Here is a 12,130-nt window from a genome sequence, read left to right as displayed (position 1 = left end):
TAACATATTGGCTATTTGCTTGTCGAAGATGTTAAAAGCAGGTAGCGCCTTGAACGAAAATACAGAATCGAACCTGACCAAAACACTGGAAGCGGTTTACCGCACCGAGTCGCGGTATGTACTGGCGACTTTGATTCGCCTGTTGGGAGACTTTGATCTTGCGGAAGAAGCTTTGCATGATGCATTCCGGGCCGCGCTGGAGCAGTGGCCGCGTGATGGCGTGCCGGCCAATCCCCGCGCCTGGCTGGTGTCAGCCGGCCGTTTCAAGGCTATTGACAATATGCGTCGGAATGCCCGGTTCGATGCGCTGGATGAAGCCGCCAGGCGAGTCGATGCCGCCATTGACGATACGACGATATGGGATGAGGAGAGCGTCGAGGATGATCATCTCAGACTCATTTTTACCTGCAGCCACCCGGCTTTAGCGTTTGATTCGCAGGTTGCTTTAACTCTGCGCGAAGTATGCGGTCTTACCACGGAAGAAATTGCCAGCGCATTTCTTGCTGTGCCGACAACGGTTGCGCAACGCATTGTGCGCGCCAAAGCGAAAATCCGCGATGCCCGCATTCCTTACGAAGTTCCGGGTCATGAGGATTTGCCCGACCGATTGGATGCGGCGTTGCGGATAATTTATCTGGTTTTTAACGAGGGGTATTCGGCCTCGGCCGGCATTGAACTGACACGGTATGATCTTTCGGGAGAAGCAATCCGTCTTGGCAGACTATTGATTGAACTCTTGCCGGAGGAATCAGAAGCATGCGGCTTACTGGCGCTGATGCTGCTGCATGACTCCCGCCGCACCGCACGCACTTCAGCAAATGGCGATCTGATACTGCTGGATGAGCAGGATCGCGCGCTCTGGAACCGAGATCAGATTACGGAGGGGTTGGAACTGGTTATGCGGGCATTCAGATCAAAAAGCATCGGTTCCTACACACTGCAGGCCGCCATTGCGGCGGTTCACGCGCAGGCCCCCAACGCCGGCGAAACCGACTGGCCGGAAATTGCCGGACTTTACGATCTGTTGTTATGGGCGAATCCCACGCCAGTGGTTGAATTGAATCGAGCGGTGGCAATAGCCATGCGTGACGGGCCGGAAGCGGGTCTTGCCCTGATCGACACCATACTTGCGCGCGGCGAGCTATCAGACTATCACCTGGCGCATTCGGCGCGAGCGGACTTGTGCCGTCGGCTCGGACGAATCGGGCAAGCCGAAGCGGCTTACCGGCAAGCGCTAAACCTTGTCAGACAGGAACCCGAGCGGCGTTTCCTTGAGCGGCGATTGGCCGAATTGAAAAATTAATCGGTTCATTGTCGATTTCCGGTCATCTTAATCGACAATAAGGACTAGCGGGAGCATTTGCGCTGAAACATACGGTTTGTGTAAATTAAGATAAGGTAATTCAATAAAACAATAAGTTAAGCCATCAATAACCAATGACAATTGGCTATTGATGCGCAGGTGATGGATATATATGTTATTGATAATGCAGCTAATTAAATTATAATTGTAAATTTCTGTGCAAATGCCACCCGCTAATCCCAAACATAATTTTGAAATGGAATTAATATGTCTAAACAATTGCCATCAAAGGATATTGTCTGGCACCAGTCAACCATTACTAGACAGCACCGCGAAGCATTGAACAATCATCGTAGTGTTATTCTTTGGTTTACCGGGTTGTCCGGCGCTGGTAAATCGACTTTGGCGCATGCAACGGAAGAACGCCTGTCCCGGATGGGGTGCCGGACGTTCGTACTGGATGGCGACAATGTTCGTCATGGGCTGTGCGCGGATCTAGGGTTTTCCGATCAGGATCGCATGGAAAATATCCGCCGCGTTGGAGAACTGGCAAAGTTATTTATAGAGGCTGGCGTGATTGTGCTGACTGCGTTTATTTCGCCATTTCAAGCTGATCGTACCCGTATGCGCTCATTGGTCAACGAAGACGACTTTCTGGAAATTTATTGTGACTGTTCATTGGAAGTCTGTGAAAAACGCGATGTTAAAGGATTTTACCGGCGTGCCAGGTTGGGCGAAATCAAAAATTTTACTGGCCTGTCTTCATCTTATGAATCGCCTGTTAATCCCGAACTGCGTATTAATACCGGTGAGTTATCCTTGTCGGCTTCAGTGGACCAAGTCATGGAATTACTGAAGGCCCATGGAATCATATAAGTCTTTTGGTTCTGTTGCGTTAATTTCCGTCAATCGCAACTTGGTCATTCCAAACTGGTTTTTAGGCGACCAATGAATAAAACTGTCCTGCAGCGGATAGATTTTGGCTATCGCCAAAAACCAGCTGGCCTTTCTTGATCCTATGCATCAGTTCAACGCCTTGCCATTGTCCTGACGATCCGTTCGACGGCCCGGTGATCCTGCTCAATCAGGTTGGCTCTGGCGGGCTTCGATGGCGTGATCGGTTGCCTCCTGAAGCGCCTCGAGAGCCGCGGCATTGGCGCCACCCTTATCGATCGTGACCTTGTCTGGCAAACTTTGCCGGAGAATGGCTTTTTTGATTACGCGGTGTTGGGTAAGCGCAATAGCTTACCGAAAACGACGCTCTCTCCGTAGACGCAACAGAACCCTTCAGAACGCTTTGTTCAAAGATGGGAAAACAGTTACTCTGGACTAACACCTCGTTCTCATACTGTAGTAGCATACGTGACGAGCAATAAAGGTCTAAAATTTTACTGTCTCTCTATAAATCACTGCCTCTTTGTCCATAAATTGATCGCTTGAGGCTGATTTAAGCTACTAGGTTTTGAGCAATAGTAAAACTGTACAAGATGGGCTTGATATGATCGTTGCGCTTTATTATGAGCATTTAAGTTAAAGGTCTCAAAAGAGATCAATGCAGATATTATCTTGCAAGCGTTGACAGTAGAGCTCAAATTGGATGTGATCGCGAAGTCTTTGTAAAACTCAGATTCGATCGTGTCTGTTATGAAAATATCAATAATTAAGCTAAAAGAAGTGTTATGAGATTTGTCGTTTCTTATCCCCAAACCAACTGGGACTATGTCAAGTTTAGATTAAACCGCATCATTAGAGGCAAAGATCGATCCAATGACGTTTTCAGAGGTTTGCCTGGCGGAAAACTGGAGTTATTCGAACATACCGGCGAATTAGGCGGCATAAAATATTTGGGTGAAATGACCCCAGTGAAACCGTTTGGAATGCAGTATGTGTCAGGCGAAGGTTTATATTTCATAACCGGTTTGCCTTGCAGTGAAGACGGTGTGCCGGGGGACGAGCATATCGCCAGGCTCAATGACAAAGGCGAAATCGATCTGGAAATTCGCAGTCCCTATATGACCCAGGTGCGCTCGCTGCGCAGGACCGAGCGGGGTTTGTTGATCACGGCAAGCGGGGTTGATGCCCTGCTTGAATTTGATTTGACAGGCCAATTGATCTGGTCCTGGTGGGCCACCGAGCATGGCTATGACACAGCTTATGGTGGCGGAAAGCGCCATATCGATAGGCAAATGGACCATCGCTTCAAAAATTATCCAGGCCGCTTGCAAACAACCCATTTGAACTCCGCCATTGTTGACCCGTATGACGAAGGCAAAATACTGACCATCCTGTTCTATCAAGGCCAAGTGATCCGCATCGACAGAAAAACCCTGGAGCATGAAGTTGTCATCAGCAACTTGAACGGAGCGCATCACATCCGGCCTCATTCAGGCGGCTATATGCTGTCTAATTCGCGCAGGGGCGAAGTGCTTTTGTATGACAAGAACTTCAACCTGACACGAGGCATTCCCGGCACGAGCCGCTTTTTTCCTGTTAAGTGGGTGCAAGATGCGATCGAAACGCCTTTTGGAACTCATCTGATCGCCGATTGCAATACCTTTAATTTGCGCGAGCGCGATAAAAAAGGTCGAGAGAAAACCTATAATACGCGGATGCCGAATCGAGTGTTCCAAATCGAGCGGGTCGACGATCATTTCAATTTTGTTACCTGATATAAAAATGCGCGTTTTGGTTTTTGCACCTTCCTGGGTAGGTGTCATGGTGATATTGGGCATTGAAATGACGGTCAAACGCGGTAAGCCGGGATTGCTGACCCGCATCAGATCTGGGCTGAATTGACGCGCTCATCCATTACAATCAGGCGATAGTATTGCACAATACCTGAAAGTCGGCATTGACGCCTTTTTTATCCGTATCCCTACCGCATTGCTGCCTTATGTCCAGGCGCGGAGCATGAGGAGGCAAAACGCTGGCAACTCAGCCATTATGCTGAAGTTACGTGCCAGCTAATAGAATACGGCTGGCAAGTCTGGCTTTTAGGTTCCGGCAAAGATCAGGCAGTCACTGATCAGATCTATCAGCTGGCAGGTGCTGCCTGTCTGGATTTTGTCAGCAAAATTGTAGCAGGCATCGCCAAACGCCCGGCCATAATGCCGGATCATGTCCGTGGAGACGCTTGTTTCGTTCAGAAACACCTAATGGCTTAGGTGAGCTGAGAGTGGTCGAGCGAACCTTCGGCTGGCTGAATCACTCACTCGCACCGGCGAAACGTGGATTTGCATCACAACGATCCGCATTATTATGTTGAAACGCCCGGCTTGAAACGGAAGTTTCCAAACAGCTTCTTGAACCAACAGTGAAAAACTGATTACCTGAACTAGCGGGAGCATTTGCGCTGAAACATACGGTTTGTGTAAATCAAGATAAGGTAATTCAATAAAACAATAAGTTATGCCATCAATAACCAATAATAATTGACTATTGATGCGCAGGTGATGAATATGTATGTTATTGATAATACAGGTAATTAAATTATAACCGTAATTTTCTGTGTAAATGCCTCCCACTAATCCAATAAGGCGTTATCGATCTTTTATCCATGAATAAGGAGTGATCCATGAAGTATCTATGCCTGGTCTACAGTGACGAAGAAAAATTGCACAGTTTGCCGGAAAGCCCGAAGGATGACGAATGCCTGGCCTATGATGAGGCGCTCCGCAAGAGCGGGCACTGCATTGCTTCGGAGGCTCTCCAGCCTGTTCATACCGCCACGACTGTGCGGGTTCGCAACGGCAAGGTTTCCGTGACCGATGGCCCGTTTGCCGAGACCAAGGAGCAGCTGGCCGGGTTTTATCTTATCGATGCCAAGGACTTGAACGAGGCGATTAGTCTGGCCGCAAAAATCCCTCCGGTGCGTGTGGGTAGTATTGAAGTTCGCCCGATTCGACCGATTCGGGAAATGGCTCAGGCCGAAGCAAGCTAATTTTTTAATCCTGCCGTGTCGATTTTTCAGTTTCCCATTCGACTAGTAAGCAGAGCCGGAGACAAGATTGCTCAAACACGGTTCTAGCTTTTAACGAATAGGAGATACAAACAATGAGATTCATGATTATAGTCAGGGCCAGCAAAGATACTGAAGCCGGCGTCATGCCCGAAGATGATACGCTTATGGCTTCCATGGCAAAATTCCATGAGGATCTGGCAACAGCCGGCATACTGTTTGGTGCAGAGGGGCTTCAGCCGAGTTCGAAAGGATGGCGCATAAAATATTCCGGCGAGAAGCGAACCCTGATCAATGGCCCTTTTGCCGAAACCAAGGAGCTCGTCGCCGGATATACGTTGATTCAGGCGAATTCGAGGGAAGAGGCTATCGAATGGACCAAACGCTATCCCAATCCGGCTGTCGATGGCAAGGATGCGGAGATCGAGGTGCGCCAGTTGTATGAACTGGAAGATTTTCCTTCTGGAGATGCAACCGAGCGTTTTCGCGAGCTGGATGCTGAGCATAAGATCTAGAAATTTCGTTTTGTAAGAACAACTTGTCGATTTCGCTGATTCTCGCTCGGTTAATCAGTCGAGCCAGAATTTATGGCGGAATCCACACACAAAGCCATTCCAAATTTAAAACCTAATTCAAAAACCATAAGGAGACATCTCATGCCACAAGTAAAACCTGTTCCAGACTGGATGCATACGGTAACACCGCATTTGGTTTGCGCCGGCGCGGCCGATGCCATTGAATTTTACAAGAAGGCGTTCAATGCCGTTGAAATGATGCGTTTGCCGGGTCCGCAAGGCAAGCTCATCCATGCCTGCATTCGAATTGGTGATTCGGCGATCTTCTTGGCCGATGAATGCCCGGAATGGGGATCATTCGGTCCCAAGTCACTTAAAGGTTCGCCAGTCACTATTCATCTCCAGGTCGAAGACGTTGATGCGCTCTTCGAACAGGCTGTCAACGCCGGCGCTACTATTAGAATGCCGGTCGAGGATATGTTCTGGGGTGATCGCTATGGATATCTTGAAGACCCGTTTGGCCATCATTGGGCGATTGCTACGCATGTTCGTGATGTGAGTCTGGAGGAACTGCAAGAGGCGGCTCTGAAAGTTTGCGGCTAAACGCCGCCTTTAAGTTGTAGGTTGGCTTTTCAGATAAACGTAGTCTCGAAGAAATGTAACGAAATCAAGGATTGAGTTTAATTCATCAGTTTCACAGTATTGAATCGAGGCTACGAAACTGAGCTTTTTAGATAAAAGAAGGAAACACGATGCAAAAAATTACCCCATGTTTGTGGTTTGATGCCAAAGCCGAAGAGGCGATGAATTTTTATACCTCCATTTTTAAAAATTCAAAAAAAGGAAATATTACTCATTATGGAGAAGTGGGGCCGGGTCCTGCCGGCTCGGTAATGTCTGTGACATTTCAACTTGATGGACAAGAATTCATAGCCTTAAACGGCGGTCCCCAGTTCACCTTCACGCCGGCCGTTTCTCTTTTCGTTAACTGCGAGGCACAAGAAGAAGTCGATGCGTTGTGGGAGAAGCTCTCCGAGGGCGGAGAAAAACTTCATTGCGGCTGGCTTACAGATAAATTTGGTGTTTCATGGCAGATCGTTCCCTCCGCTTTAGGCGAGATGCTGCAAGACCAGAGCGTAGAAAAATCGCAGAGAGTCATGCAAGCCATGCTGCAAATGGACAAGATTGATATTCAAAAATTGAAGCACGCCTATGAACAATAGAGATTAAACAGTGTTGCAATTTCTCGTCTGGAAAAAATGCAACACTATGTTGGATACCGAACAGAGGAAATTAGTCAATCCGGTGCATTTTATGAAGTTGAAATAAGAAACATCATCGCCAGAAAGCAGCGAAGCAAAACAGGACAGGAGGATATTGAGATGGGCAATAGCGGTGGCCGCGAGATATCTGATGCGCTGGTCCTTTTTGGCGTGACGGGTGATCTGGCCTATAAAATGATTTTTCCGGCGCTTTATGCGATGGCGAAGCAGGGTAGTCTCAATGTGCCGGTGATCGGTGTCGCGTCAACACAATGGAGCCAGGAGCAGCTTCGCCAGCGGGCGATGGACAGCATACAGAAGTCCGGCACGATAGACGACCGGCAGGCCCTGGATCATCTGCTTTCCCTGCTTCGGTACGTAGCAGGCGACTATAATGACGCAGGAACGTTCAAAGCGCTCAAGCAGGCCCTGGGTGACGTCAAGCGTCCTGCCCATTATTTGGCCATTCCGCCTTCGCTGTTTGCAACCGTTATCAGAAGCCTTGGGGCTGCTGGATTGGCCGAGCATGCGCGCGTCATTATCGAAAAGCCGTTCGGCCATGATCTGACCTCGGCGCGGGAGCTGAACCGCATCGCGCAGTCGGTGTTTCCTCAGGATGCGATCTTCCGCATCGATCACTTCCTGGGCAAGGAAGCGATCATGAATATCCTATATTTTCGTTTCGCCAACTCGTTTCTGGAGCCGATCTGGAACCGCAATTGCGTGGCCAGCGTTCAGATCACTTTGGCCGAACGTTTCGGCGTGGAGGGACGCGGTGCATTTTATGAAACCGCCGGCTGCCTGCGCGACGTGATCCAGAACCATCTGTTTCAGGTTGTCTCATTGCTCGCTATGGAACCGCCGGCCTATCGAGGCTTTGGTGCCGTGCATGCCGAAAAGGCCAAGGTCTTTCAGGCCATGTGTCCGCTGCAGGCTGACAATCTGGTGCGCGGCCAGTACACAGGCTATCGCAATGAGCCGAATGTGGATAAGAATTCCGACGTGGAAACTTTCTGCGCTGTCCGTCTTTTTATCGACTCCTGGCGTTGGGAAGGCGTGCCTTGGTATTTGCGTTCCGGCAAATGTCTGGCTGAAACGGCAGACGAGGTGCTGGTCCAGTTCAAGCCGCCGCCGCAGCGGCTGTTCGCCGATTCGAGGCCAGCAGACGGGCGGACTAATTATGTGCGTTTCAGGCTTTCTCCCAACAGCGCCATTGCCCTGGCTGCGCGCGTCAAGCGGGCAGGGAAGGAATTTATTGGCGATCAGCAGGAACTTTACTTGCTCGACGATCAGCCGGGTAAGGATGCCCCTTATGAGCGGCTTTTGACTGACGCCATGGCCGGCGATGGCGCGCTTTTCACCAGGGAGGAAGCAATAGAGGCCGCATGGGCGGCAGTCGATCCGGTCCTTGAGGCGCATCACCGGGCCATCCCTTATCAGCCTGGCAGTTGGGGGCCCAAAGAGGCCGATGCGCTTATCGCTGCCGACGGGGGCTGGCTCAACCCCACACGGCAAGGGCCGAGGCTATGATAAAGCCGGAAAAAGTCGTTTTTTTGCTGGATGTGGACAATACGCTGCTTGAAAACGACCGCGTGACGGCGGACCTCAGGCAGCATCTGGAGCATTCGTTTGGCTTCGAGAATAGCGAGCGTTATTGGGTGATCTTCAATGAATTGCGCGCCGAGCTGGGCTATACCGATTATCTGGGCGCGCTGCAGCGCTATCGGCTTGGCGCCATGAACGAACCGCAGCTATTGCTGATGTCGAGTTATCTGGCGGACTATCCGTTTGCGGATCGCCTCTATCCGGGGGCGCTTGATGTGATCAGACATCTGCGCCGCTGGTGGCCGACCGTTATCCTGTCGGATGGCGATGTGGTCTTCCAGCCGCGCAAGGTGCAGCGCTCGGGACTCTGGGATGCAGTCGAAAGCCGCGTGCTGATTTACATCCATAAGGAAGAAATGCTGGAAGCGGTCGAGCAGCGCTATCCGGCCCGGCATTATGTGATGGTGGATGACAAGCTGCGCATTTTGGCAGCCATGAAAAAGATCTGGGGAAAACGGTTGACGACGATTTTTCCTCGTCAGGGGCATTATGCGCTCGACCCCAATAATATTGCCGCTTATCCCTCGGCCGATCTGACAATCGAACATATTAGCGACCTGATCCATGTGGATTTGCCAGCCTTGCTAAGGTCTGCCAATACTGAATATGTTGAATAGGAGGAATGATGAAGGCCACACAACAACTTCATAATCTCGGCCAGCGCCTCTGGCTTGATAATATTACACGAGGATTATTGACGAGCGGCACATTACAGCGCTACATCAATGAGTTTTCGCTGACGGGGCTTACCTCTAATCCCACAATCTTTGATCAGGCTATCAAAAGCGCTGATTTTTACGATGACGCTATCCGTCGTAAAGCGGCCGAAGGCAAGTCAGGAGAAGCGTTGTTCATGGAACTGGAACTAGAGGATTTGACCCAGGCCGCCGATCTTTTTCGCCCGATCCATGACGCCACCGGCGGCGCGGACGGCTGGGTATCGTTGGAGCTGTCGCCTTTGCTGGCGGACGATACCGCCAATAGCATTAAAATGGCTGAGCAACTGCATGACCGAGCACAGCGGCCTAATATTTTTATTAAGATACCGGGAACCTCGGCAGGCATTCCCGCGATCGAGGAGTGCATTTTTAAGGGCGTGCCAATAAACGTCACGCTGCTGTTCTCGCGCGAACAATATATTGCGGCATCCCTGGCATACATGCGCGGCATTGAACGGCGGATCGAAGCCGGCCTCGAGCCCAGGGTCGACTCTGTGGCATCTATTTTCGTGAGCCGTTGGGATGTGGCAGTCAAGGACAAGGTGCCGGCAGAGCTTCGAAATCGCCTTGGCATCGCCATTGCCAAGCGCACCTATACGGCCTACCGTGAAGTGTTGGATTCACCTCGCTCGCGGGAAATAGTCGAGGCCGGCGGGAGGCCTCAACGCCTGTTATGGGCCAGCACCGGCACTAAGGACCCTGAGGCTTCCGACACCCTGTACATTGAAGCCCTGGTAGCGCCGAATACGATCAATACCATGCCCGAGAAGACTTTGCTTGCCTTTGCCGACCATGGGCGAGTAGGGACCGAATTGCCGGTCGGCACCGGCGAGGCCGATAAAGTGCTGGACGAGTTCGTAAAGGCCGGGGTGAATTACGCTGACTTGGCCGAAAAGCTGCAACATGAGGGCGCCCAGGCTTTCGTGAAGTCCTGGAATGATCTGATGGCCAGCATTGACGCAAAAGCAACCGGAGGGTCGAAATGAATGCAGTCTCGCAACGATTGACCGAGCGTCCGGCCTGGAAAGCGCTGGCGGCGCATTATCAAGCCATGCGCAATATTCACTTGCGCCAGCTTTTCGCCGATGATTCAGGACGTGGCAAGCGCCTGGCGGCCGAAGCTGGGGGCATTTATCTCGATTACTCGAAAAACCGCATCACTGACGAGACGATGCGACTGCTCGTGCAGCTTGCCGACGAGTGCAGGTTGCGTGATCGAATTGATGCTATGTTCAGCGGTGAAAAGATTAATGTGACGGAACGGAGGGCTGTTTTGCACACGGCCTTGCGGGCACCTAAAGATGAAAAGATTTTTGCCGATGGCGTCGATGTTGTGCCTGAAGTGCATGAGGTGCTGGACCGGATGAGTGTTTTCTCGCAGCAGGTTCGTGACGGGCAATGGCTGGGGTATACGGGCAAACGTATCAAAAATGTCATCAATATCGGTCTCGGCGGTTCCGACCTTGGGCCGGTAATGGCCTACGAAGCGCTGCACTATTACAGTCAGCGTGATATGCGTTTCCTTTTCGTTTCCAACGTGGACGGCACCGACTTTGTTGAGGCGACACGCTATCTCAATCCGGAAGAGACCTTATTCATCATTTGTTCGAAAACTTTCACGACGCTTGAGACGATGGTCAATGCGCATGCCGCCCGGGCCTGGAGCCTGCGCAAGCTCGGCAGCGAGGAGGCCGTCTCCAGGCACTTTGTAGCGGTCTCGGCGAATCCTGAAGAGGTGGCGAAATTCGGTATCGGCGAGGCAAACCAGTTCGGTTTCTGGGATTGGGTCGGCGGCCGTTATTCGATGGATTCGGCGATCGGCCTGTCGACCATGATCGCGATCGGGCCCGAGAACTTCCGCTCGATGCTGGCCGGCTTCCGGGCCATGGACGAGCACTTCCGCACCGCCCCGTTCGAGCGCAATTTACCGGCGCTCATGGGGCTGCTGTCAGTCTGGTACATCAATTTTTTCGGTGTGCAGACAATGGCGGTATTGCCTTATGAGCAGTATCTCAAGTATTTCCCGTCTTACCTTCAGCAACTGACGATGGAGAGCAACGGCAAGCACATCACCCTGGACGGCTTGCCTGTCGATTACCATACGGCGCCTGTCTACTGGGGCGAGCCGGGCACCAACGGACAGCACTCGTTTTATCAGCTTCTCCATCAGGGAATGCAGCTGATCCCCTGTGATTTTATCGGTTTCTGCCAGACATTGAATCCAGTCAATGGGCAGCATGACTTGCTGATGGCGAACTTGTTCGCGCAGACGGAGGCATTAGCCTTCGGCAAGACGGAGCAGGAAGTCAAGGCCGAAGGCACTCCCGACTGGCTGGCGCCGCACCGCAGCTTCGAGGGCAACCGTCCGACTAATACCCTGCTGGCCGAACGCCTGACGCCGCAGACGCTCGGGGCCTTGATCGCACTTTATGAACACAGTGTCTTCACGCAGGGAGTAATCTGGCATATCAATTCTTTCGACCAGTGGGGCGTCGAGTTGGGCAAAGTGCTGGCGCAGCGCATGATCCCCGAGCTGGAAAGCGCAAGCGAGCCGCAGCTCAATCATGACAGCTCGACCAATACCTTGATCCGCCGCTACCGCCAATTTAGAGCATGAAATGCTGGTTAGGCCTAGCTGCCTTTTTTCAGGCGACGATGATAATTTTATAAGTATGCCAACGAACAGAAAAAACCGGAGCGGCGGAGGTATAAATAAAGATGAATGACGATATGTAGAATACCGATCAGCATCGACATCAAGGCAACCG

General features: G+C 51.3%; 12 protein-coding genes and 1 pseudogene. 12 read left to right on the top strand and 1 reads right to left on the bottom strand.

The window, feature by feature from the left end; genetic code table 11:
• Positions 1-49 precede the first annotated feature (49 nt).
• The 4 genes and pseudogenes from IT781_RS03835 to IT781_RS22790 all read left to right on the top strand — a co-directional run.
• Entirely contained in the window at positions 50-1,303 is a 1,254-nt protein-coding gene (locus IT781_RS03835) for an RNA polymerase sigma factor (RefSeq protein ID WP_228778896.1), read from the top strand.
• A gap of 267 nt (positions 1,304-1,570) precedes the next feature.
• On the top strand, positions 1,571-2,179 hold the full coding sequence (gene cysC, locus IT781_RS03830; RefSeq protein ID WP_194968806.1) for an adenylyl-sulfate kinase: 609 nt from the start codon (positions 1,571-1,573) through the stop codon (positions 2,177-2,179).
• An 803-nt stretch (positions 2,180-2,982) separates the two neighbouring features.
• Entirely contained in the window at positions 2,983-3,972 is a 990-nt protein-coding gene (locus IT781_RS03825; protein ID WP_194968805.1) for an RHS repeat protein, read from the top strand.
• A gap of 213 nt (positions 3,973-4,185) precedes the next feature.
• Positions 4,186-4,281: pseudogene (locus IT781_RS22790) on the top strand (glycosyltransferase family 9 protein); the annotation flags it as partial.
• Positions 4,282-4,296: 15 nt separating this feature from the next.
• Here IT781_RS22790 and IT781_RS22175 read toward each other — a convergent pair.
• Complete coding sequence (locus IT781_RS22175; protein WP_228778895.1) at positions 4,297-4,455, bottom strand: hypothetical protein; 159 nt, start codon at positions 4,453-4,455, stop codon at positions 4,297-4,299.
• A gap of 422 nt (positions 4,456-4,877) precedes the next feature.
• Between IT781_RS22175 and IT781_RS03815 the strand changes: the two genes are divergently transcribed.
• From IT781_RS03815 to pgi, 8 genes are all read left to right on the top strand, one after another.
• On the top strand, positions 4,878-5,243 hold the full coding sequence (locus IT781_RS03815; protein ID WP_194968804.1) for a YciI family protein: 366 nt from the start codon (positions 4,878-4,880) through the stop codon (positions 5,241-5,243).
• Between the two features lie 113 nt (positions 5,244-5,356).
• On the top strand, positions 5,357-5,776 hold the full coding sequence (locus IT781_RS03810) for a YciI family protein (protein ID WP_194968803.1): 420 nt from the start codon (positions 5,357-5,359) through the stop codon (positions 5,774-5,776).
• Between the two features lie 141 nt (positions 5,777-5,917).
• Positions 5,918-6,379: a VOC family protein gene (locus IT781_RS03805; protein WP_194968802.1), complete on the top strand. Its 462-nt coding sequence runs from the start codon at positions 5,918-5,920 to the stop codon at positions 6,377-6,379.
• Between the two features lie 149 nt (positions 6,380-6,528).
• Positions 6,529-6,999, top strand: coding sequence for a VOC family protein (locus IT781_RS03800; RefSeq protein ID WP_194968801.1), 471 nt, complete (start codon positions 6,529-6,531; stop codon positions 6,997-6,999).
• A gap of 159 nt (positions 7,000-7,158) precedes the next feature.
• On the top strand, positions 7,159-8,568 hold the full coding sequence (gene zwf, locus IT781_RS03795) for a glucose-6-phosphate dehydrogenase (RefSeq protein ID WP_194968800.1): 1,410 nt from the start codon (positions 7,159-7,161) through the stop codon (positions 8,566-8,568).
• Positions 8,565-9,260, top strand: a complete 696-nt coding sequence (locus tag IT781_RS03790) for an HAD family hydrolase (RefSeq protein ID WP_194968799.1) — start codon at positions 8,565-8,567, stop codon at positions 9,258-9,260. The genes zwf and IT781_RS03790 overlap by 4 nt, the downstream gene beginning before the upstream one ends.
• A 5-nt stretch (positions 9,261-9,265) precedes the next feature.
• The gene (gene tal / locus IT781_RS03785) at positions 9,266-10,348 is read left to right on the top strand and encodes a transaldolase (RefSeq protein WP_228778894.1); all 1,083 of its coding nucleotides are present in this window, start codon (positions 9,266-9,268) and stop codon (positions 10,346-10,348) included.
• On the top strand, positions 10,345-11,979 hold the full coding sequence (gene pgi, locus IT781_RS03780; RefSeq protein ID WP_194968798.1) for a glucose-6-phosphate isomerase: 1,635 nt from the start codon (positions 10,345-10,347) through the stop codon (positions 11,977-11,979). The genes tal and pgi overlap by 4 nt, the downstream gene beginning before the upstream one ends.
• The last annotated feature ends 151 nt before the right edge of the window (positions 11,980-12,130 follow it).

The organism is Methylobacter sp. BlB1 (genome assembly GCF_015476545.1).
GTDB lineage: Bacteria > Pseudomonadota > Gammaproteobacteria > Methylococcales > Methylomonadaceae > Methylobacter.
This window is presented reverse-complemented; position numbering and strand designations above follow the sequence as displayed.

Bases quoted from the DNA above. Each gene is read 5' to 3' on its own strand.
- cysC (WP_194968806.1), top strand. From the start codon at position 1,571: ATGTCTAAACAATTGCCATCAAAGGATATTGTCTGGCACCAGTCAACC.
- IT781_RS03825 (WP_194968805.1), top strand. From the start codon at position 2,983: ATGAGATTTGTCGTTTCTTATCCCCAAACCAACTGGGACTATGTCAAG.
- IT781_RS03815 (WP_194968804.1), top strand. From the start codon at position 4,878: ATGAAGTATCTATGCCTGGTCTACAGTGACGAAGAAAAATTGCACAGT.
- IT781_RS03810 (WP_194968803.1), top strand. From the start codon at position 5,357: ATGAGATTCATGATTATAGTCAGGGCCAGCAAAGATACTGAAGCCGGC.
- IT781_RS03805 (WP_194968802.1), top strand. From the start codon at position 5,918: ATGCCACAAGTAAAACCTGTTCCAGACTGGATGCATACGGTAACACCG.
- IT781_RS03800 (WP_194968801.1), top strand. From the start codon at position 6,529: ATGCAAAAAATTACCCCATGTTTGTGGTTTGATGCCAAAGCCGAAGAG.
- zwf (WP_194968800.1), top strand. From the start codon at position 7,159: ATGGGCAATAGCGGTGGCCGCGAGATATCTGATGCGCTGGTCCTTTTT.
- IT781_RS03790 (WP_194968799.1), top strand. From the start codon at position 8,565: ATGATAAAGCCGGAAAAAGTCGTTTTTTTGCTGGATGTGGACAATACG.
- tal (WP_228778894.1), top strand. From the start codon at position 9,266: ATGATGAAGGCCACACAACAACTTCATAATCTCGGCCAGCGCCTCTGG.
- pgi (WP_194968798.1), top strand. From the start codon at position 10,345: ATGAATGCAGTCTCGCAACGATTGACCGAGCGTCCGGCCTGGAAAGCG.